Below are 20,675 nucleotides of genomic sequence, written 5' to 3' on the forward strand. Positions count from 1 at the left end.
GCACCATTTATTAGCAACTGTTGCGTAAAGCAGCATTGCAAAAGTTAAAGCCTAACCGCTTTTGCTTTTGCCTCGATAGCTCAGTCGGTAGAGCAGAGGATTGAAAATCCTCGTGTCGGTGGTTCGATTCCGCCTCGAGGCACCATATTAATAGAGCCGAGATTCAAGGTTCGAGAATCGAGTTGTTAAAACTCGATACTCTCCACTCGACTCCTAGAGATAATTCCCCCTTAGTTCAGTTGGTAGAACGGCGGACTGTTAATCCGTATGTCGCAGGTTCGAGTCCCGCAGGGGGAGCCAAACTTCGATTTAAGCTTCGGCTTGAAAAGAATAAAAATAAGTAGTTCATCTTTATAGAGATAACTGCACTTGTGCCGACTTAGCTCAGTAGGTAGAGCAACTGACTTGTAATCAGTAGGTCACCAGTTCGACTCCGGTAGTCGGCACCACTCTTTGAAACCTCATCTTTTGATGAGGTTTTTTTTCGTCTGAATCCCCGCCATAAACATTCCGTATCATATTGGGTCACTCGGCAGTTATAGTTTACAATATTAATAATTAAACAGTGTGCTATCAGTCTCATTGATTGTCTGACATTAATATTCTTATCAATCATTTTTCCAGCCGTCAGCTGATATCCACTAACTGGCTTGAAAGGAACGGCCCCACAGGTGTAAAGAATCATAAAAAGTAACAGGTTGCGCTAAATATAATGGCAAGTATAAAACTCTCAGTAGAGCGCTTAACCGAAGGTTTATATATTAAGCTACCATTGCAATGGACTGATCATCCTTTTCTACTGAACCATTTCAAAATCAAAGATCACCAGCAAATTCGCCTGATTAAGAATCTCGGGGTGAAGTTTGTCTACCTGATCCCGGAGAAAAGTGACAACAAACCACTGGACCCGGAGACACCTGTCGAAGAAATGAGCGACGATGAAAGCCAGTTTCTGGATAAGCAGGCTGAAAAGCTGTGGCAGGAAAAGCAGTGTCGCATCACAAAACTAAAAAACTACAAAAGAAAGCTGCAACGCTGCGAGAAGAACTTTGATCGCTCGATGTCTCAGCTACGCTCGATTGTCGGCAAGATTAAAAGCCGCCCTGTCACCGCAATTAGAGAAGCGGAAAGTCTGGTCGAAGAAATGGTTGATGCGTTAATGGAAAGCGACAACGTTGCCCTCCATCTGATGAACGATGCCAAAGAGTCTGAGGATATCTATTTTCACTCCCTGAATGTGGCCATCATGTCAATGATGCTGGCCAAGTCCAGCGGTATGCCGGCCAGTGACATCAAAACCATAGCCCTGGGGGCTTTGTTTCACGACATGGGCAAACTGAAGGTGCCGACGGCTATCACCCGTAAGACAACGCCCCTGACGGCCCCTGAAGAGAATTACCTTAAGCTGCATACCAAATACAGCCTTGAGCTGGCAAACATTGCAGAGGATTTCCCTCCGGCCGCCAAGCCCATTTTGAGCCAGCATCACGAGCTTTTGGACGGCAGCGGCTATCCGCAGCAGCTCACAGCCAAGAAAATTGATTTGAAGGCCCAGCTTGTCTCGGTTGTCAATGCCTATGACAACCTGTGTCATCCGCAGGATCCGAGCAAGGCGCGTATTCCGTACAGCGCCCTCTCCTACCTGTTCAAAAACAAGAAAGAGCAATACAACAGCGATTTTATGGCGCTGCTGATCCGCCTGATGGGTGTCTACCCTCCAGGTAGCGTCGTACAGCTCTCCAATCAGCAGCTGGGGCTGGTGATCTCGGTCAACTCGGAAAGCCTGCTGTTTCCGAATGTCTTGCTCTATGACCCTTCGGTGCCTTCCAACGAAGCGCCTATCCTCGATCTCGAAGAAAGCGATCTGCGCATTGAGCAGGCCATCCCTCCGAGCAAACTGCCGGAGAAAGTCTATACCTATCTCAATCCGCGTATCAGGATCTCTTACTACTTCGATCCCAACGACTAACAGTTGCTCTGACGAGCAACTGTGCATTAGGCTGCTGCCACTGAGCCGTTACAGGCTAAACATATCTTTAATCCAAGCCGCAGGCTGATTGCCCTTACATTGTGCCTTCAGCGAACCATCCCGGTCCCACACTGGCAGGGACTGCTGACCGCTACAGTCCTGGCTCAGGGTACCATTGGACAAGCGGTTATATTTCATCGTGGTCAGCTTCTTGGGCCAGGTCAGGCGCAAAGGCTCCGGCTGACGACGCTGAAGGTAGTCGCTATACAGACGCAGGGCCCCGGCCGAGCCGGTCAGGTTGACGGGCTTGTTATCATCCCTCCCGACCCAGACAGTTACCACCTCGCGACCATCGGCCCCGACATACCAGCTATCCCGGGTTTTATCGGTTGTACCGGTTTTCCCAGCCAGTGCCGCCCAGCCGAAGGTCGGCTGCAGAAAGCGCGCAGTCCCCTGGCTGACCACATTCTTCATCCCGTAGGTAGTCAGCCACGCCGCCTGTTCCGGTACCGCCTGGGCTGATTTGGGATAGTTCTGGTAAAGCATACTGCCCTGCTGGTCAATGACAGCTCGCAGTGCAGTTAGCTCTGCCTTGCGTCCACCGCTTGTTACCGTCTGGTACATCTGGGTGACCTCAAACGGCGTCAGGGTAAAAGCACCGAGCAAAATCGACGGCAATTTAGGGATCTCATTACGGTCGACACCGAGCTGCACCATGGTATCGATCACCGGGTCGAGGCCGACTTGCAGCCCCAGGTTCACGGTCGGTACATTCAGCGATTTCGCCAGCGCATAATACAGCGGTACCTCGCCACGGAACTTGCGATCATAGTTCCTCGGCTTCCAGGCGGTTCCCCGGCTTCCTTTCAGCATAATGGGCTTATCGTCAATCGTCGTCGCCAGAGAGTATTGTCCCGGCTTGCGAAGGGCAGCCAGATACACGGCAGGCTTCACCAGTGAGCCTATCTGACGGCTTCCGTCCAGCGCCCTGTTGAATCCGGCATAGCCCGGCCTACTGCCCCCGACCATCGCACGAACCTCTCCGCTACGGCGGTCAACGGCAACGATGGCCGTCTCGACTTTTACGCCAGCCTTCTTGTTTAGCTTCGGCACCATCGCCATCACCGCTTTTTCGGCTTCTTGCTGCGACAGCGGATCCAGGGTACTGAACACTCTCAGGCCCACACCCGGGGTAAAGTTATCACCCACTTTCTGCTTCAGCTCTCGCTGCAACTGCTGGAAATACGCGGGCTGGCGACTGGCAATCATCGGACGGCTCTGCACATCCAGCGGACGGGATGCTGCCTGCTCGTATTGGTCACCGTCCAAAATACCGTTGTCCATCATCAGCCGCAGGATCAGATCCCGGCGCTGGCGGGCACGCTCAGGGTTACGCCACGGGTTGTAATAAGACGGGCCCTTTGCCAGCCCGACCAGCAATGCCTGCTGATCGATACGCAGTTCCTGCAGCGGTCGGCCAAAGTACAGTCGTGCCCCCAGGGCAAAACCGTGTACCTCTTTGCCGCCGTTCTGACCAAGGTAGATTTCATTGAGGTAGGCTTCGAGGACCCGATCTTTGCTGTAACGATAGTCGATGATCAGGGCGATATAGGCCTCACTCAGTTTCCGCAGCAAGGTACGCTCGCGGGAAAGGAAAATATTTTTTGCCAGCTGCTGTGTCAGGGTACTTCCCCCCTGTACTGTCCTGCCGGCTTTCAGGTTCACCAATAGCGCACGTACAATCGCCAGCGGGGAAACACCGTCGTGATGATAAAAATCACGGTCTTCGGTCACCAGCAACGCATCGACCAGCACCTCTGGGAAGCGCTCACGCGGCAGGAAAATTCGCTGCTCGCCTTCATTGGCACCCAGCATCCCCAGCATTTTCGGCTCGATACGCAGATAGCCCAGCTGACGCTTGCTGCCAACTTCGTGGATCCTGCTCAGCGTTCCATCGGCAAAAGTCAGCATCACATGCCGCTTGCCCTCGTGGCCATCCTCGAACTCAAAAGGCCGGCGGATAAGCTCAATACGGGTAGACGATGACGAATACTCACCGATCCGCTGCGGCGTTTTGACTTTGTGGTACTGCAACAGATCAAGCTCCCTGCGAACTTCCTGCAGGGTCATTGCCTGCTCTGGCTGCAACGTCAGCACCCGCCCGTAGACAACGGCCGGCAGGTTCCACAGCTGGCCATCAAACTTATCCCGTACCACATTGTCCAGATAGATCCCGACCACCAGCAGTACAGCCACTACAACAATAGCGACTTTGACCCCGAACCCTATCAGCCATTTCAGCCAACGCGGTAACCGGGAATACTTCTTGGTCGTTTTTTTCTTGCTACGGCGAGGTTTGGCCGTGCTTTTTTTAGCGGGGGCTTTGGCCGCTGTCTTGCGCCGGGTACCGGTTTTCTTCTCTGCAGGCTTCTTCGCGACAGGCTTTTTGCCTCCCGGTTTCTTTGGGGCTGGCGCTGCAAGGCGAACTGGCAACTTAATCTTCATGCTGTTCATCATTCCCGAAATTCAATCCCTGTATGGCTATAGCCTGAACACCGGGATCAAAAGGCTTCTGTCAGCCATCACGCTGTTCGCGACAGCTGACAATACAATTACATATACTTCTTGGTTTTTTTGGTTGGCGCATGGTTTGCCGGATCATCCGGCCACACATGTTTGGGATAGCGCCCTTTCATCTCTTTCTGGACCTCCCGATAGGAGCCTTGCCAGAAAGCGGCCAAATCCTGGGTGATCTGCAACGGTCGCTGCGCCGGGGAAAGCAGCTCCAGTACAACAGCAACCTTTCCGCTGGCAATCAGTGGTGAGGATTTTTCTCCGAACATTTCCTGCATTCGTACCGCCAGTACCGGTTTATGACCCAACTGATAACGGATCGGATAACGCGATCCTGTCGGCACCTGGTAATGCGTGGGCAGTATCGAGTCCAATGCCTTCGCCTGCTCCCAGCCAAGACGGGCTTCCAATGCCGCCACCAGATCAATTCTATCAATCGCTTTAAGCGTTTTTATACCATTCATGAACGGCAGCAGCCACTGCTCGGCTTCGGCCAACAAGCTCTCCTCGTCCATGGCAGGCAGCCCCAGCTCAGGCAGCCATTCGGCCGCACAACGAGCACGGTTGAGCAAACTCTCCGCGCGTTTATTCCACGGCAGTATACCAAGCCCCTTGCGCACAATCGCATTGAGCAGGGCTTCGCTGGCCTTGGCCGGATCCGGCTCGGCCATCGCGCTGCGCTTCAGGATCAGCTGGCCGCAGCACAAGTGCTTCTCGGCACTCAGACGCCCTTTCTTGTCATCCCAGTCCAGCCATTCACGTTCATCGAACAGCTGCGGCAGTAACTGTTGCAGCCGATCGGCATCTGCCGCAATCGCCGAGAAGATACGGCTGTCGCCCTGGCGCGTCTTGACGACATCGGCCACCACCAGCATGGCTTCGCTCGCCATCGGCTCGTCAGGCAACAACATCGCCCCCTGACCGTTGGCTAGCTGATAGCGTCCGTCCCTTCCTCGCGACAGAGCGATACGGTCTGGGAACCCCGCCGCCATCAGAGGAGCAATCCATTCGGCATCCACCTGTAAACTTGCCGCTGCCGTGGTCGTTAATTTACTCAGGTGATGCCTGGCACGCTGCATATACTGCCTGCTTCGCGGGAGCTTTCCGCCTTCCAGCAAGTTGAGCTGAAAATGCAGATCCGGGTTATTCATACCACGCGGAGGCTCTTCCAGCAGCGCCACCAGCATCGCGGCAGTCGTCATCGTCGACATACTCTGACTCTTGGCCATCATCAATACCGCGGCATGACGGGGATCGGCACCCAACTGCTGAATGTGCTTGCCCCTGGCGGTGAGCTTGTTATCGGCATCCAGCGCCCCCAGGCTTTGTAACAAACGTCGAGACTGGTGCAGAGCCTGAGCGGGGGGAATATCCAGCCAACGCAGCTCTCCAGCCTCCATACAGCCCCACAGGGCCAGTTCCATCGCCAACGCGGTCAAATCGGCCCGCAGGATTTCGGGCTGCGGTGTGGCAGGTTGCCTGATCAGCAACTCTTCACTGTATAAACGCAGGCAGATCCCCGGTTCAAGACGTCCGGCACGACCGGCACGCTGCTCGGCAGACGAGCGGGCAATGCGGACCAGCTCCAGCCGGCTGATCCCGGTCTTGGGATCCCATTGCGCGATCCGCTCCAGCCCGCAGTCAACAACGATGCGGATCCCCTCGATGGTCAAACTGGTCTCGGCGATATTGGTTGCCATCACCACCTTGCGCTTACCTTTCGGGGCCGGGGTGATCGCTTGCTGTTGCTGGGCAGTCGTCAGCTGTCCGTAGAGCGGACAGAGCTCTACCTCACTTCCAACCTTCTCTTCAAGCAATGTCGCCAGGCGCTTGATCTCGCCGGCACCCGGCAGAAAGACCAAAATAGAGCCTTGCTCGCCATTGAGCAGCTGAACCACTTCCCGCGCGGCACTATCGACAACCTGCTGGCTATCGGCGACCGTTTTGTATCTGTGCTCCACCGGAAAACAGCGGCCTTCGGATTCTATATATGCAGCATCGGGTAGCAAGGTGGTAAGCGCCTCGGCATCCAACGTCGCTGACATCACCAGCAACTTGAGATCGTCACGTAAGGCCTCCTGCACCTCCAGTGCCAGTGCCAGTGACGTATCAGCATGGATACTTCGCTCGTGAAACTCATCAAAAATCAGCAGCCCGATCCCCTCGAGCTCGGGATCCTGCTGCAGCATTCGGGTCATCACACCTTCAGTCACAATTTCCAGCCGGGTAGCCGCGCTGACACGGGTCTCGCCCCGCACCCTCATGCCGACGGTCTGTCCCACACTTTCCCCCAGCTGCGAAGCCAGATAGCCGGCAATATTGCGCGCCGCCAGGCGACGCGGCTCCAGCATGACGATTCGCCCCTCAATTCCGCCCTGCCGCAAAATCGCCAAGGGTAGCCGGGTCGACTTACCCGCCCCGGGCGGTGCCTTCAAAATAAGCTGAGAGCAAGACGTGAGCTGATCAAGCAACGGAGATAAAACGGTATCGATAGGCAGCTGTGACAATGTGAAAACCTTGTGTCATATTCAAACTATGCTGAAAGCTATTGTACAAGAAAGTCATTTGGCAAACTGAACAATTATCCGCCATCTCCTTATCCTGCGGGCTCACTAAGGTGAAAATCGGTTTTTATGGGGCGACTATCGATGAATGCGAATAAGCAAGAGCGTCTTTTCTTTGCCTTGGCACTGGATACCCCGGCCAATCAGCGCGCTTTCCTGCAGCTTTGCCAATTGATGCGGATCCTGCCCGGCGAGGGACGTCGGGTGCCGGACAGCAACCTTCACCTGACCCTGGCCTTTCTCGGGCCTGTCGACGAACAACAGAAAACGCACCTCATTGATTTGACTAACGCTGTCGTTGTTCCACCGTTTACCTTCCACGCCTCCGCGCTGAAATACCGCAAGCGAAGCCGGCTAATCTGGTTAGGGGGAGACACTATCCCCGCCCCGCTGGCACAATTGGCTTCTAATTTGAAAGAAGCAGTCTTACAAGCCGGGCTTGAACAGGAAAAGCGTAGCTATACCCCCCACATTACCCTCAAAAAGCAGGTCCGGCAGCGACCTGATCCGATGCCGGAAAATGTGGATTTCAGCTTTCATTTTCAGCACTTTGGATTGTATATTTCAGAACAGGTCAATACAGCCCGAGGCTCCGGCGTCCGTTATAGGTGTCTTCGCCAGTGGCCACTGGCCCCAACCCAACCGGACAACCAGGATCTTGAATGAAATTTGACCCACCGCTACAGGCTGCTAAATTAATCAGACGCTATAAACGCTTCCTCGCTGACATTGAATTCCCAGACGGCGAAGTACGCACCATTCACTGTGCCAATACCGGTGCGATGACCGGCTGTGCCGAGCCAGGAAGTACGGTGTGGTACTCCACATCAGATAACCCGAAGCGTAAATACCCCAACAGCTGGGAGCTTACTCACACCCTTGACGGAGACTGGATTTGCGTCAATACGGCTCGGGCCAACCGCCTGGTCGAAGAAGCAATAAACAAGAATGTCATCACAGAATTACAAGGCTATTCATCACTCCGTACTGAAGTAAAGTATGGTTGTGAAAACAGCAGGATAGATATATTGCTGACTGCCGGTGACAAACCACCGTGCTATATTGAAGTAAAGAGCGTTACCCTGCTGGAGGATGGACAAGGCTTTTTCCCCGACGCAGTCACCTCGCGGGGCCAGAAACACCTGCGGGAGCTGATGGAGGTAGCTAAGAACGGAGACAGAGCCGTACTTTTTTTCGCTATTTTACATTCAGGGATTGAAAATGTATCCGCGGCACACCATATAGACCCGGACTATCATACTTTAATTCAACAGGCAGAACGGGCAGGCGTTGAGATCATCTGTTACAAAGCGGTATTGAACCAGGATGAACTCTATTTAAACAACTGTATAAAATTTCATCAACAATTGTGAAAAATGATGCTTTCTTCACATTGGTATAAAATTGAATATATGCAGCAATTGCCACACATACCCCTTTCTGCTATAGATACCGCCCAAAATTAACCAGTGACGGTTATTAGGTATATTAGGAGATGCTATATGCCAGAGAGCAACGTTAAAAAATCGCTAGGCATCCTGGCTATTGCTGGGGTAGAGCCATATCAGGAAAAAGCCGGCGAAGAATACATGGGTGAAGCTCAGCTAGAGCACTTCCGTAAAATTCTTGATGCTTGGCGTAACCAGCTTCGTGAAGAAGTTGATCGCACCGTTAACCACATGCAGGATGAAGCGGCAAATTTCCCTGATCCTGTTGATCGTGCTGCACAGGAAGAAGAATTCAGCCTGGAGCTTCGTAACCGTGACCGCGAACGTAAACTGATCAAGAAGATCGAAAAAACGCTTCAGCGCATCGAAGACGATGACTTTGGCTTCTGTGACTCTTGCGGTATCGAGATCGGCATCCGCCGCCTTGAAGCCCGCCCGACAGCCGAACTATGTATCGACTGTAAAACGCTTGCAGAAATCAAAGAAAAGCAGATGGCAGGCTAATACTTCGGTATTATACATCAACTGTTTTAAGGGGGAGCAGCAGCTCCCTCTTTCATTTTTTATGATTTGTTTATGAGTACAAAAAGCTACTATATCGGCCGCTTTGCGCCCTCTCCGTCAGGCCCCTTGCACTTTGGCTCTCTTGTCGCTGCCCTCGGCAGCTACCTGCAGGCCAGATCCCGGCAGGGCACCTGGCTGGTACGTATGGAAGATCTCGATCCGCCCCGGGAAATGCCCGGTGCCGCGGACGATATCCTATATACGCTGGAAGCCTACGGGCTAACCTGGGACGGCAGCATCATGTATCAGAGCCAGCGCCATGACGCCTACCAGGCCCAGATTGATGCCTGGCTCCACAGCCGAGAAGCCTACTATTGCCAATGTACCCGTAAACAAATCAAACTTGCCGGTGGATTTTATCCCGGAACCTGCCGCGAACTGAACTGCAGCGCCAATAACAGCGCCGTTCGACTTAAAGTTAATACACCTGTTACCTTTTTTAATGATGTGCTGCACGGCCACATTGAGATCCCGCAGTCCCTGGCCCGGGAGGATTTCATTATCCATCGCCGTGACGGACTGTATGCCTACAACCTCGCCGTCGTCCTGGATGACATCGAACAAGGCGTCACCGAGGTCGTTCGCGGCGCGGATCTCATTGAGCCGACAGGCAGACAAATCGGCCTGTATCGCCAGTTAGGACAGCCGGAAGTCAGCTATCTGCACCTACCGCTGGCTGTCACCGACAACGGCAACAAACTATCGAAGCAGAACCATGCCCCGGCAATCGACAAGGCCAACCCGAAGCCTGCTTTAATTAGGGCAATGATGTTTCTCGGCATGCAGCCGCCTGCTGATTTGGCTGCCTCCAGTCTGGAAGATATCCTCCGCTGGGGCTGTATGCACTGGCAGGTTGACAGGCTGCCGCAAACCACAGCTATCACACTAGGATTCTAAAATGGCCCGCCGTGATATATGATATGCGGCTGTTTGTTGAACCCGATCCACGTTTATGAGGTGTATTATCTTTAATCGAGTAGCCAGCTTTTGCCGTAAGGTATTGAATCGCGACAGTAGTACTCTCGTTACCGAGGACCTAACCTTGCAAATTTTTCAACGCCAAGAGCACGGTATTTCACGTAAAGATATCAGCGAAAATGCGCTGAAGGTACTTTATCGTCTCAATAAGGCCGGTTTTGACGCCTACCTTGTCGGTGGCGGCGTCCGCGATCTGTTACTAAACAAACAGCCGAAAGATTTTGATATCGCAACCAACGCCACACCGGAAGAGATCAAGAAGCTCTTTCGCAACTGTCGACTAATCGGCCGTCGCTTCCGCCTGGCACATATTCTGTTTGGCCGCGATGTTATCGAAGTGGCAACTTTCCGTGGCCACCATGCCGATGCCAAGCCGAATCCAAGGGACAAACAACCAATTGCCTCGCAAAACCAGGAAGGCATGCTGCTGCGCGACAATGTCTACGGCACTATCGATGAAGACGCCGAACGCCGCGACTTCACGATCAATGCCCTTTACTACAGCATCAAGGACTTTACCGTCAGCGACTATGCCAACGGTGTCCACGATCTGGAGAACCGCATTATTCGCCTGATTGGCGATCCGGAAACCCGCTACCGCGAAGATCCGGTACGCATGCTGCGTGCAGTCCGTTTTGCAGCCAAGCTCGACATGACGATCGAAAGCAAGACAGCCGACCCTATCCACGGGCTTGCCACCTTGCTGCAGGACATTCCGCCTGCCCGCCTGTTTGAAGAAAGCCTGAAGCTACTCCAGTCGGGCAACGGACTGGCAACCTACAAGCTGCTCCGCGAGTATAACCTGTTCCAGCAACTGTTCCCGCTACTCTCTGAGCACTTTACCGAGGATCACGGCAGTCAGACCGAATTAATGATTGAGCACATTCTCGCTGCGACCGATAAACGTATCGTCGATGAGAAGCGTGTCAATCCGGCCTTCATGTATGCAGCGATGCTGTGGTACCCGATGGTGACCCGGGCCGAGGAAATTTCGATTACCAGCGGCCTGTCGTACTATGATGCCTTTATGGTTGCCTCGAACGATGTCCTCGACGAGCAAGTGAAGTCGATTGCGATCCCGCGCCGCTTTACCACCACTGTTCGCGATATCTGGCAACAACAGATGCGCTTTAGCCGCCGCAGCGGCAAGCGTGCCTTCAAGATGCTGGAACACCCTAAATTCAGGGCTGCATACGATTTTCTTGAAATGCGCGGCAACTTCGAGAGCGCCGACATTGCCGAGCTGGCCAACTGGTGGAACGAATTCCAGTCCGCCGACCGTAACAAACGCAGTAAGATGGTACAGAAAATCAACGACGAGGGTGGCCAGCGCCGTCCTCGACGCCGCCGTCCTCAGCGTCGTAAAAAGCCGCAAGTGAAGTCATCGTCATGATCCGAGCCTATATCGCGATCGGCAGTAACCTGGGCGATCCCGTCGCCCAGGCGAAAAAAGCCATTGCCGCCCTGAAAGAGATTCCTGAAACCCAGGTGGTTGCAGAATCATCGCTCTACAGCAGTACCCCGATGGGACCTCAGGATCAGCCCGACTACATCAATGCGGTGGTGGCGATTGATACCACCCTGTCCCCGCTTGACCTGCTCGATCGCACTCAGGCAATCGAGCTTGAGCATGGCCGGACTCGCAAGGCCGAGCGCTGGGGACCGAGAACACTGGATCTCGACATTATCCTGTACGGCGATCTGGTACATAACTGTGAACGGCTGACCGTTCCGCACTACGGGATGAAGGTACGTGAGTTTGTACTTTACCCGCTGGCAGAAATTGCCCCTGATTTAATCCTGCCTGATCAGACAGCCCTCCAGACGCTGCTTCGTCAGGTAGATCGCAATGGCCTCGCCATCTGGCATGCTTAAGGCATTGTTTTAGGGAGATAAAATTATGAAGAAAATTACTATCAACGACCTGATGAAATGGAAGCAGGAAGGTCGTAAATTTGCGTCTGTCACAGCCTATGACGCAAGCTTTGCTCAGCTGTTTGAGCAACAGGAAGTCCCGGTCATGCTGGTTGGCGACTCGCTGGGTATGGTCCTCCAGGGCAAACCCGATACCCTGCCGGTCAGTGTCCAGGATATTGCCTACCACACGCGCTGTGTTCGCGCTGGCAGCCCGAATGCGCTGCTGATGGCCGATATGCCATTTATGAGCTATGGCACCCCTGAGCAGGCCTGTGAAAGCGCTGCCGAGCTGATGCGAGCCGGTGCCAATATGGTCAAGCTGGAAGGCGGCGCCTGGCTGGCCGAAACGGTCTCCAAGCTAACCGAGCGTGCCGTGCCGGTTTGTGCTCACCTGGGGCTAACCCCTCAGTCAGTCAATATTTTTGGTGGCTATAAAGTTCAGGGACGTGACTCTGACCACGCAGAGCAGATGGTGAAAGATGCTATCCTGTTGAAAAACGCTGGTGCCCAGATCATTTTACTCGAGTGCGTACCAGCCAGCCTGGCTGAGCGCATAACCAAAGCCGTCGAGGTACCTGTTATTGGTATCGGTGCCGGTAATGTCACCGACGGCCAGATCCTGGTCATGCACGATATGTTCGGGATCTCAGCTAACTACATGCCACGTTTCTCAAAGAACTACCTGGCTGAAACCGGCGAGATGCGCGCGGCAGTCACCAAATACCTAGAAGATGTCGAGGCCGGTGTTTTCCCGGGCCCAGAACATACCTTTGAGTAAGGAATAAAAATGCAAACATTCGCTGAGATCGCCCCGATTCGCGAACAAGTACGAGTATGGCGCCGAGAAGGCCGCCGTATCGCTTTTGTTCCAACCATGGGCAATCTTCATGAAGGTCACCTTACGCTGGTTCGCAAAGCCCGTGAGCACGCTGATGTGGTTGTTGTCAGCATCTTTGTCAATCCGATGCAGTTCGACAAAGCCGATGATCTGGCCAACTATCCGCGCACGCTGGAAGATGATCTCGCCAAACTAAATGGCGAAGCCGTCGATATGGTATTTACGCCAACGCCGGATGTCATGTACCCGAAAGGCCTGGATCGCCAGACATTTGTCGATGTACCTGAGCTATCGACAATGCTTGAGGGAGCATTGCGCCCTAACCACTTCCGCGGCGTTTCTACCGTGGTTACCAAGCTGTTTAACATTGTCCAGCCGGACGTCGCATGCTTTGGCGAGAAAGACTACCAGCAGCTGGCGCTTCTCCGCCAGATGGTTATCGACATGGCCATGGATATCGAAATCATCGGTGTTCCGACAGTCCGTGAAATGGACGGCCTGGCCATGAGCTCGCGCAACGGTTACCTCACCGTAGACGAACGCCAGCGCGCACCTGTACTGGCACGTACGATGCGCTGGATCAGCAGCCAGATGCGTGGCGGGCGTACCGACTATGCCGAAATCGTTGTCGATGCCAGCGACCAGCTGCGTGCTGCCGGCCTGCAGCCGGACGAAATCTATATCCGCGATGCTGTCAGCCTCCAGCTGATCGGCGAAGAGACCCAGCAGGCTGTGATCCTGATGTCGGCCATCCTCGGCAAGGCACGCCTGATCGACAACCAGGTGGTTGACCTGGCTGCACCGCAGCAAGCTTCTGAATAATCCCCAAAGCAAGATATGTACAAGGCCCGGCATCAATGATGCCGGGCCTTTTTGTTAGAGCAAACACACAACAAAGCCCTGCGACAAACTGGGCTTTGCTGACGATTTAGCGTAAAGCACGCCGTTATGACTATGAACGCAAGCCAATCCCGCGCGAGATCAGGTAATAGACAAACCCGTACAGCGCGGCAATAAACACCCCGAGTACAGCAAAGGATGTTCCGATACCGACATCCGACACCCCGAGGAAACCATACCGGAACGCATTCACCATATACACGATCGGGTTGAGCTTGGAGACCCCCTGCCAGAACTCAGGCAGCAGGCTCAATGAATAGAACACCCCGCCAAAGTAAGTCAGCGGCGTCAGTACGAAGGTCGGAATAATACTGATATCATCGAACGTCTTGGCATACACGGCATTGATCAGCCCGCCCAGCGCAAACACAATCGAGGTCATCACGACCGTCGCCACAATCACGCCAAAGTGGGCAATATTCAAATCCACAAACAGCAGCGAGACGACCGAAACGATAAAGCCGACAGCCAGTCCGCGCAGCACACCACCACCAACATAACCGGCAATGATGATATAGCTCGGCACCGGTGCCACGAGCAACTCTTCGATATTGTGCTGCAGCTTGGCACTGAAAAACGACGACGCCACATTGGAATACGAGTTGGTGATCACCGACATCATGATCAAGCCCGGTACGATGTATTCCATATAGGTAAAACCGCCCATCTCGCCAATCCGGCTGCCGATCAGGCTGCCAAAGATAATGAAATACAGGGTCATAGTAATTGCCGGCGGCACCAGGGTCTGTACCCAGATCCGGGCAAAGCGGTTAACTTCTTTGTTGATCAAGCTTTTGAAGGCAATCCAAAATTGATGTCTCATGCCTGCTCCCTTTTTTCGGCGGCGACCAAATTGACAAACAGCTCCTCTAGGCGGTTGGCTTTGTTTCGCATCGAGAGCACCTCGACGCCCTGGCTGGTCAGCTGATTAAACACAGTATTAAGCCCTGTCCCCTTGGGAATGTCGATTTCCAGGGTATGGTTATCCGGCATCTTCCACATCACATCGTCAAGCACCGGCCGCTTCCCGTTCAGCTTGATATCAAGAATAAAGGTCTCCACCTCCAGCTTGCCCAGCAGCGCTTTCATGCTGGTATTCTCAATCAGCACTCCCCGATTGATGATACCGATATTGCGACAAAGCATTTCGGCCTCCTCGAGGTAGTGGGTCGTCAGGATTATCGTGACCCCCTGACGGTTGATCTCACGCAGAAAGTCCCACATCGAGCGCCTCAGCTCAATATCGACCCCGGCCGTTGGCTCATCGAGGATCAGCAACCTGGGCTCATGCATCAACGCCCTGGCAATCATCAGGCGACGTTTCATCCCACCCGACAGGTTACGGGACACCTCATTGCGCTTCTCCCATAGATCCAACTGGGTCAGGTATTTCTTCGCCCGCTCCCTGGCCACGCCCTTCTCGACCCCGTAGTAACCGGCCTGGTTCACCACGATCTGCTCAACAGTTTCAAACTGGTTAAAATTAAATTCCTGCGGGACCAGTCCAAGCTGGTTTTTGGCTTCTACCAGCTGGGTGTCCAAATCATAGCCAAAGACATTCACCGAGCCAGAGGTCTTGTTAACTAACGAACTAATGATTCCAATGGTGGTAGACTTGCCGGCTCCATTCGGGCCGAGCAAAGCAAAGAAGTCTCCTTCACCAACAGAAAGGCTCATATTTTTCAAAGCTTTAACGCCACCCTTGTAATTTTTACTTACATTTTTTATTTCCAATGCGTTCATAAAATGCAATCTTTATGTTAGAAATTTTCATCAACGGATAACTAATCCGATTTGCTAATTTACCAGCTTGTGTATAGTGGGGCCGGTTTACATAACTTTCAGCCTCTGCGTAAACAGGACTGACACTTATGTGAATTGGTATAACGAATGTATCAAACAAAGGCATCATCATGGCAGATATTAAACAGCTATTCGCAAATAATCTCTCTTGGTCAGAGAATATTAAGGAAGAAAAGCCCGAGTTCTTTTCCCACCTAGCAAAAGCTCAGAAACCTGAATACCTATGGATTGGCTGTGCTGACAGCCGTGTACCCGCCGAACGTCTTACCGGCCTTGACTCGGGAGAGTTGTTCGTACACCGAAACGTTGCCAACCAGGTTATCCATACCGACTTAAATTGCCTCTCCGTCGTCCAGTACGCTGTTGATGTTCTCAAGGTAAGGCACATCATCGTCTGTGGCCACTACGGCTGTGGCGGCGTTACAGCCGCGATTGATAACCCGCAGTTGGGGCTCATCAACAACTGGCTGCTGCATATCCGCGACCTTTACCTGAAGTACCGTCCGGAGCTTGGTGTCCTGCCTCGCGAAGAGTGGAGCGACAAGCTTTGTGAAATCAATGTCGCAACCCAGGTTTATAACCTCGGCAACTCCACTATCATGCAGCAGGCATGGGAGCGGGGCCAGAAAATAAAAATCCATGGCTGGGTTTACGGTATCGGCGACGGTGTGCTTCGCGATCTGGGCGTTGCAGCCACCAGCCGCGAAGGCCTGGAAGAAGCCTACCAAGCTGCAATGGAAACCATTCTGCCAGTCAAAGCCTAAACGCAGCTGTATAGCGCTATACATTGCAACAAAAAAAGCGACCTTACGGTCGCTTTTGCTATTGGGGTAACAAAGCCGGTTCTTCAGCTTAATCTTCCTCCGGAACCACTTTACCAATGAAAGGCAGGTGACGGTATTTCTGGGCATAGTCAATCCCCACACCGACAACAAACTCATCTGGGATCTCAAAGCCGACCCACTCGACATCCACCTTCACTTCACGGCGCTCGGGCTTGTCCAGCAGCGTACAGATGCGGATGGAGTTTGGTTCACGTAGCGATAAAATCTCGCAGACTTTATTCAGAGTGTTACCGGTATCGATGATATCTTCGACCAGCAACACGTCTTTGCCCTGGATATCATCGTCCAGATCCTTCAGGATACGGACGTCACGATTACTTTCCATAGTATTGCCATAACTTGATGCAGTCATGAAGTCGACTTCATGAGGAAGCTCAATCGCACGCGCCAAATCCGCCATAAACACGAAAGAGCCTCGTAGTAAGCCGACCATCACAAGGTTCTCGGAATCCTTGTAACACTCGGTAATTTGCTGTCCCAGCTCTTTGACGCGGGCCTGAACATCCTGCTCAGAAATCATTACTTCAACTGTATGCTTCATCTTTTTCTCCATCAGGACGACTGCATAAGCCGCCTGCAGGCTAACTATCACAACGGATCTCTATTCTAACATTCCTGCCGAACAATAGTTATTTTATCGAAGCTGTCAATTATATGACACAACTTGAACAAAACCAGTTTGAATGCAACTGACTGCTATTGTAAAGTTATTATGTAAAACAAACATATAACTTAAATAAATAATCAAGGCTAGGGAATAAACGAAATGGATACGATCGTCAAAAAGACCAGAACACGTCTTTCTCCAGAAAAACGAAAACAACAGTTGCTTGATTTTGCCTTAGAGGTTTTTGCCCGGCGAGGCATCGGCCGAGCAGGCCATGCCGACATTGCTGAAATGGCCAATGTATCCGTAGCGACCGTATTTAACTATTTCCCGACCCGGGAAGCGCTGGTTGAGCAAGTCCTGACTCAGGTGGAAAACCGCTTCAGTCAGCTGATCACCGAATGTCTGGGTAGCCAGAGCAAGCCGCTCTACCCCCGTCTGAGCTGTATCACCCACCATCTTATCGATGCGGTCATCGAACAGCAAGACTGGATCAAAGTATGGTTCGAGTGGAGTACCTCTGTTCGCGATGAGATCTGGCCGCAGTTTATCGGCGACAACAAGCAAAGCCATGATCGCCTCGCAGAGATGTTTGCCCAGGGAATTGAACATCAAGAGCTGAATACCCAGCAGTCTCCAGACGAGCTTGCCTGGCAACTACACGGGATCTGCTATGTCCTCTACCTCCAAGCCAACATCAACCCGGATCAGGACAAAATGCGCGAGCAGGCTGCCACCTACATTTCAGCGCTATTGGCGAAGTAAATGGCAACATGAGATCCGGCAAATCCTGATTTTTGATCAACAAGGCCAGCATTCCGCTGGCCTTGCTTGTTATACCGAACAGGTCAGCCGGCTATTAGCAGGCAGTCGCGAAAACCACCGGCTCGTGGGGCTCGACTTCCACTTTGACACGATCACCCACCTGCAAGATCAAATGCGAATTCACCACTAATGTGTGCCCCTGAAAATCGACGGTATAACGGCAGTTATCCCCCATGAACAGCTGCTCGGTGATCACTCCCTGCCCATCCTGCGCCTGCCTCACCTTCAGGTTTTGGGGACGCAGCAGCCATTCCACACTGGTCTCCTGACCATACGGCTGTTCGGCCTTCATACCAATCTCACCGAACGGGGTAAACAGCTGGTTATCATTCTTAACCGTGGCCGGAAGATACGAACCCGAGCCGAGAAACTCAGCCACAAAGCGGCTGCTCGGATGGTAATACAGATCCGTGGCACAACCAAACTGTTCAATTACACCATGGTTCATGACAGCTAGGCGATCGGCAAAGGCAAATGCCTCTTCCCGGCTATGGGTCACGAAAATAGCCGTGACTCCCTGGGCCTTGAAGATACGGCGGATCTCTTTGATCAGCCCGTGACGAACCTGGGTATCAATATTGGAAAATGGCTCATCAAGCAGGATCAGGTCGGGCTCGCAGGCCAGTGCACGGGCAATCGCAACCCGCTGCTGCTGTCCACCCGATAGCTGGTGCGGATAACGGCCATCCAGGCCGGTAAGGTGGACCAGCTCGAGCATTTCCTTCACTTTGGCAGCGATACGAGCCTTGTCCCAGTCACGCAGGCCAAAGGCGATATTTTCAGCCACCGTCAAATGAGGAAACAACGCATAGTCCTGAAAAATCATCCCGATATTGCGCTTTTCCGGCGGCAGCCATGTGTGCTGATCGGCAATCGTACGGCCGTTGATATGAATATCACCACTCTCCAGCGGCAACAGGCCGGCAATGGCCTTGAGCAAAGTCGTCTTACCGCAGCCACTGGCTCCCAGCAGACAGACGATTTCATTGTCTTTGACTGGCAGAGAGAGGTTCTGTAATACCGCCTGGCCGTTGTAGGTACAGGTCAGGTTTTGGACGGATAATGCATGGCTCATCAGTGTTTCTGCTCCAAAGAACGGTTAACCATGACCAGCGGGATCAGGCCAACAATTACCAATAAAATCGCCGGCAGGGCAGCCAGTTCCAACTGCTCGTCTGACGCGAAGTTAAATACATAGGTTGCCAGGGTTTCAAAATTAAACGGCCGCAGCAGCAAGGCGGCATTAAGCTCTTTCATCGACTCGATAAAGACTAACAGCCCAGCTATCAGGCAGCCCCGGCGGATCAGCGGCAGGTGAACCCGGCGTAACATCTGGGTCGAGGCATAGCCCATGGTTTTCGACGCCATATCCAGCGACGGCGGCACCTTGGCCAGGCTGCTCTCGATACTGCCGATTGCCACCGCGGCGAAGCGAACGACAAAGGCAAAGATAATCGCGATCATCGTCCCTGAGAACACCAGCCCCGGACGGCCGAGGCCAAAACTAATGGCAACATCATTCAGCAGGTGGTCGGCACTGGTCAGCGGGATCATTACCCCAATCGCCAATACAGTCCCCGGCACGGCATAACCGAGCGATGATGCGCGGATCGGCACCAGGGTCGAGCTGCGACCATCCAGGCGATGGTAGAAATTCACAATCAGTGCCAGCATCACGGCAAACAGGGCCGCAGCCAGCGACACCACAAGGCTGTTGATGCTGTACTGCTGAAACTCGGTCGTCCAGCTCTCGGCAAAATAATGCCAGGCATAGTAGCCAAGCTGCAGCAACGGCATCACAAAGGCACAACCCACCAGTCCCCAGCACCAGCCAAGGGCCAGCCATTTCTTCGCACCGGTCAGGCTGTAGCGAACATCATCGCCGTGCTCGAATTCTTGCTGAAACAGTTTCTGCTTACGCCGACTAAAGCGCTCGGCACTGATCAGCAAAAAAATGACCATCAACATAATAGCTGAAATTTTCGCTGCCGCATTGAGGTTGGAATAGCCCAGCCAGGTATCATACACCGCCGTTGTCAGGGTATTCACTGCAAAATAGCTGACGGTACCGAAATCGCCCAGGGTCTCCATCGCCACCAGCGACATACCGACGGCAATTGACGGACGGGCCAGCGGCAGGGAAATCCGGCGGAAGCTGTCCCAGGGGGAACAACGCAGCAAACGGGCAGACTGAAGCAAGCTGACACTCTGCTCCATAAAGGCCGCGCGCGCCAGAAGGTATATATAAGGGTAGAGAACGAGCGCCAGTACCATGCTGGCACCGCCGAGAGAGCGGATATCCGGGAACCAGTAGTCATGGATACTCTGCCAGCCAAAGACATCACGCAGGAAAATTTGGATTGGCCCGGCATAGTCAAACCAGTCCGTATAGATATAGCCAATGATATAGCCCGGCATAGCCAGAGGCAGGACCAGCGCCCACTGCAATATTTTCTCACCGGGAAGGCGGCACATCGCCATGATCCAGGCCGCAGGCAGGCCAAACAGCAGTGCCAGCAGCACTGTGCCCGACACCAGCCAGAATGTATTACTGGTGTAGGTCGCCATGACGGTGCCCATCAAGTGGGAGAAGACTTCGTCCGACTCACCTATCGCGGTATAGAAAATCGCCAGAATAGGCAAAACCAGCAGTAGGGATAACCCCCAGCCGCTGGTCCGCCAAAACATATATTTTTCTTTCATTGCTTACTACTTAGTATCCTTTGCAATAAATTTATGGCGTCGCTACAACCCGATGCTGCAATAGAACCACACAAAAGTCCCTACTTTTTTTCGGGATAGTGAAGCTACCATAAGTTATTGGAAAAGATACTAGGGCTTAA

At 53.0% G+C, this 20,675-nt stretch carries 18 protein-coding genes and 3 tRNA genes; 14 read left to right on the plus strand and 7 right to left on the minus strand.

Annotation, left to right across the window (positions count from 1 at the left end; genetic code table 11):
• Window positions 1-69: 69 nt before the first annotated feature.
• The 4 genes from EIZ48_RS13150 (at window position 70) to EIZ48_RS13165 (ending at window position 1,969) form a co-directional block, all read left to right on the plus strand.
• Window positions 70-145: transfer RNA gene (locus EIZ48_RS13150), tRNA-Phe, on the plus strand.
• Between the two features lie 79 nt (window positions 146-224).
• Window positions 225-300: transfer RNA gene (locus EIZ48_RS13155), tRNA-Asn, on the plus strand.
• A 73-nt stretch (window positions 301-373) separates the two neighbouring features.
• Window positions 374-449 (plus strand) — tRNA-Thr (locus tag EIZ48_RS13160).
• A 263-nt stretch (window positions 450-712) separates the two neighbouring features.
• Window positions 713-1,969: a cyclic di-GMP phosphodiesterase gene (locus EIZ48_RS13165; protein WP_075762316.1), complete on the plus strand. Its 1,257-nt coding sequence runs from the start codon at window positions 713-715 to the stop codon at window positions 1,967-1,969.
• A 48-nt stretch (window positions 1,970-2,017) separates the two neighbouring features.
• Here EIZ48_RS13165 and mrcB read toward each other — a convergent pair whose 3' ends face one another.
• Both mrcB and hrpB read right to left on the minus strand, forming a co-directional pair.
• The gene (gene mrcB, locus EIZ48_RS13170; protein ID WP_439126580.1) at window positions 2,018-4,483 is read right to left on the minus strand and encodes a penicillin-binding protein 1B; all 2,466 of its coding nucleotides are present in this window, start codon (window positions 4,481-4,483) and stop codon (window positions 2,018-2,020) included.
• A gap of 98 nt (window positions 4,484-4,581) precedes the next feature.
• Window positions 4,582-7,050, minus strand: a complete 2,469-nt coding sequence (hrpB, locus tag EIZ48_RS13175; protein ID WP_160652084.1) for an ATP-dependent helicase HrpB — start codon at window positions 7,048-7,050, stop codon at window positions 4,582-4,584.
• A 141-nt stretch (window positions 7,051-7,191) separates the two neighbouring features.
• Between hrpB and thpR the strand changes: the two genes are divergently transcribed.
• The 8 genes from thpR (at window position 7,192) to panC (ending at window position 13,674) form a co-directional block, all read left to right on the plus strand.
• Window positions 7,192-7,773 carry an RNA 2',3'-cyclic phosphodiesterase gene (thpR, locus tag EIZ48_RS13180; protein ID WP_160652087.1) on the plus strand — a complete coding sequence of 194 codons (582 nt, stop codon included), beginning with the start codon at window positions 7,192-7,194 and terminating at the stop codon, window positions 7,771-7,773.
• On the plus strand, window positions 7,770-8,480 hold the full coding sequence (gene sfsA / locus EIZ48_RS13185) for a DNA/RNA nuclease SfsA (protein WP_160652091.1): 711 nt from the start codon (window positions 7,770-7,772) through the stop codon (window positions 8,478-8,480). The genes thpR and sfsA overlap by 4 nt, the downstream gene beginning before the upstream one ends.
• A 129-nt stretch (window positions 8,481-8,609) precedes the next feature.
• Window positions 8,610-9,059 (plus strand): RNA polymerase-binding protein DksA, encoded by a 450-nt coding sequence (gene dksA, locus EIZ48_RS13190; RefSeq protein ID WP_075762320.1) that lies wholly within the window; start codon window positions 8,610-8,612, stop codon window positions 9,057-9,059.
• 72 nt (window positions 9,060-9,131) lie between these two features.
• Window positions 9,132-10,016, plus strand: a complete 885-nt coding sequence (gene gluQRS / locus EIZ48_RS13195) for a tRNA glutamyl-Q(34) synthetase GluQRS (protein WP_160652094.1) — start codon at window positions 9,132-9,134, stop codon at window positions 10,014-10,016.
• A 103-nt stretch (window positions 10,017-10,119) separates the two neighbouring features.
• Window positions 10,120-11,490, plus strand: coding sequence for a polynucleotide adenylyltransferase PcnB (gene pcnB / locus EIZ48_RS13200; RefSeq protein ID WP_240152967.1), 1,371 nt, complete (start codon window positions 10,120-10,122; stop codon window positions 11,488-11,490).
• Window positions 11,487-11,972: a 2-amino-4-hydroxy-6-hydroxymethyldihydropteridine diphosphokinase gene (gene folK / locus EIZ48_RS13205; protein WP_160652099.1), complete on the plus strand. Its 486-nt coding sequence runs from the start codon at window positions 11,487-11,489 to the stop codon at window positions 11,970-11,972. Before pcnB ends, folK begins: the two co-directional genes overlap by 4 nt.
• Before the next feature lie 25 nt (window positions 11,973-11,997).
• Entirely contained in the window at window positions 11,998-12,792 is a 795-nt protein-coding gene (panB, locus tag EIZ48_RS13210; RefSeq protein WP_160652101.1) for a 3-methyl-2-oxobutanoate hydroxymethyltransferase, read from the plus strand.
• Between the two features lie 9 nt (window positions 12,793-12,801).
• Window positions 12,802-13,674 (plus strand): pantoate--beta-alanine ligase, encoded by an 873-nt coding sequence (panC, locus tag EIZ48_RS13215; RefSeq protein WP_160652132.1) that lies wholly within the window; start codon window positions 12,802-12,804, stop codon window positions 13,672-13,674.
• 130 nt (window positions 13,675-13,804) lie between these two features.
• Here panC and EIZ48_RS13220 read toward each other — a convergent pair whose 3' ends face one another.
• Complete coding sequence (locus EIZ48_RS13220) at window positions 13,805-14,575, minus strand: ABC transporter permease (protein ID WP_160652135.1); 771 nt, start codon at window positions 14,573-14,575, stop codon at window positions 13,805-13,807.
• Window positions 14,572-15,495: an ABC transporter ATP-binding protein gene (locus EIZ48_RS13225; RefSeq protein WP_160652139.1), complete on the minus strand. Its 924-nt coding sequence runs from the start codon at window positions 15,493-15,495 to the stop codon at window positions 14,572-14,574. Before EIZ48_RS13225 ends, EIZ48_RS13220 begins: the two co-directional genes overlap by 4 nt.
• Before the next feature lie 170 nt (window positions 15,496-15,665).
• On the opposite strand from EIZ48_RS13225, the gene can reads away from it, so the two are divergent.
• The gene (can, locus tag EIZ48_RS13230; RefSeq protein ID WP_160652142.1) at window positions 15,666-16,319 is read left to right on the plus strand and encodes a carbonate dehydratase; all 654 of its coding nucleotides are present in this window, start codon (window positions 15,666-15,668) and stop codon (window positions 16,317-16,319) included.
• 88 nt (window positions 16,320-16,407) lie between these two features.
• Here can and hpt read toward each other — a convergent pair whose 3' ends face one another.
• Window positions 16,408-16,941: a hypoxanthine phosphoribosyltransferase gene (gene hpt / locus EIZ48_RS13235; RefSeq protein ID WP_160652145.1), complete on the minus strand. Its 534-nt coding sequence runs from the start codon at window positions 16,939-16,941 to the stop codon at window positions 16,408-16,410.
• A 225-nt stretch (window positions 16,942-17,166) separates the two neighbouring features.
• Between hpt and EIZ48_RS13240 the strand changes: the two genes are divergently transcribed.
• Complete coding sequence (locus tag EIZ48_RS13240) at window positions 17,167-17,772, plus strand: TetR/AcrR family transcriptional regulator (RefSeq protein WP_160652148.1); 606 nt, start codon at window positions 17,167-17,169, stop codon at window positions 17,770-17,772.
• Window positions 17,773-17,866: 94 nt separating this feature from the next.
• On the opposite strand, the gene EIZ48_RS13245 is transcribed toward EIZ48_RS13240, so the two are convergent.
• On the minus strand, window positions 17,867-18,907 hold the full coding sequence (locus EIZ48_RS13245) for an ABC transporter ATP-binding protein (protein WP_160652151.1): 1,041 nt from the start codon (window positions 18,905-18,907) through the stop codon (window positions 17,867-17,869).
• A complete protein-coding gene (locus EIZ48_RS13250; protein WP_160652154.1) occupies window positions 18,907-20,535 on the minus strand; it encodes an ABC transporter permease in 1,629 nt (542 codons plus the stop codon). Before EIZ48_RS13250 ends, EIZ48_RS13245 begins: the two co-directional genes overlap by 1 nt.
• Window positions 20,536-20,675: the final 140 nt, after the last annotated feature.

The sequence above is a fragment of the Photobacterium alginatilyticum genome, from assembly GCF_009910675.1.
Taxonomy (GTDB): Bacteria; Pseudomonadota; Gammaproteobacteria; order Enterobacterales; family Vibrionaceae; genus Photobacterium; species Photobacterium alginatilyticum.

Excerpts from the sequence above, each read along its gene's own strand:
- EIZ48_RS13245 (WP_160652151.1), bottom strand. The coding sequence starts at position 18,907 with ATGAGCCATGCATTATCCGTCCAAAACCTGACCTGTACCTACAACGGC.
- EIZ48_RS13220 (WP_160652135.1), bottom strand. The coding sequence starts at position 14,575 with ATGAGACATCAATTTTGGATTGCCTTCAAAAGCTTGATCAACAAAGAA.
- thpR (WP_160652087.1), top strand. The coding sequence starts at position 7,192 with ATGAATGCGAATAAGCAAGAGCGTCTTTTCTTTGCCTTGGCACTGGAT.
- mrcB (WP_439126580.1), bottom strand. The coding sequence starts at position 4,483 with ATGAACAGCATGAAGATTAAGTTGCCAGTTCGCCTTGCAGCGCCAGCC.
- EIZ48_RS13240 (WP_160652148.1), top strand. The coding sequence starts at position 17,167 with ATGGATACGATCGTCAAAAAGACCAGAACACGTCTTTCTCCAGAAAAA.
- dksA (WP_075762320.1), top strand. The coding sequence starts at position 8,610 with ATGCCAGAGAGCAACGTTAAAAAATCGCTAGGCATCCTGGCTATTGCT.
- gluQRS (WP_160652094.1), top strand. The coding sequence starts at position 9,132 with ATGAGTACAAAAAGCTACTATATCGGCCGCTTTGCGCCCTCTCCGTCA.
- panC (WP_160652132.1), top strand. The coding sequence starts at position 12,802 with ATGCAAACATTCGCTGAGATCGCCCCGATTCGCGAACAAGTACGAGTA.
- sfsA (WP_160652091.1), top strand. The coding sequence starts at position 7,770 with ATGAAATTTGACCCACCGCTACAGGCTGCTAAATTAATCAGACGCTAT.
- hpt (WP_160652145.1), bottom strand. The coding sequence starts at position 16,941 with ATGAAGCATACAGTTGAAGTAATGATTTCTGAGCAGGATGTTCAGGCC.
- EIZ48_RS13225 (WP_160652139.1), bottom strand. The coding sequence starts at position 15,495 with ATGAACGCATTGGAAATAAAAAATGTAAGTAAAAATTACAAGGGTGGC.
- panB (WP_160652101.1), top strand. The coding sequence starts at position 11,998 with ATGAAGAAAATTACTATCAACGACCTGATGAAATGGAAGCAGGAAGGT.
- can (WP_160652142.1), top strand. The coding sequence starts at position 15,666 with ATGGCAGATATTAAACAGCTATTCGCAAATAATCTCTCTTGGTCAGAG.
- folK (WP_160652099.1), top strand. The coding sequence starts at position 11,487 with ATGATCCGAGCCTATATCGCGATCGGCAGTAACCTGGGCGATCCCGTC.
- EIZ48_RS13165 (WP_075762316.1), top strand. The coding sequence starts at position 713 with ATGGCAAGTATAAAACTCTCAGTAGAGCGCTTAACCGAAGGTTTATAT.
- EIZ48_RS13250 (WP_160652154.1), bottom strand. The coding sequence starts at position 20,535 with ATGAAAGAAAAATATATGTTTTGGCGGACCAGCGGCTGGGGGTTATCC.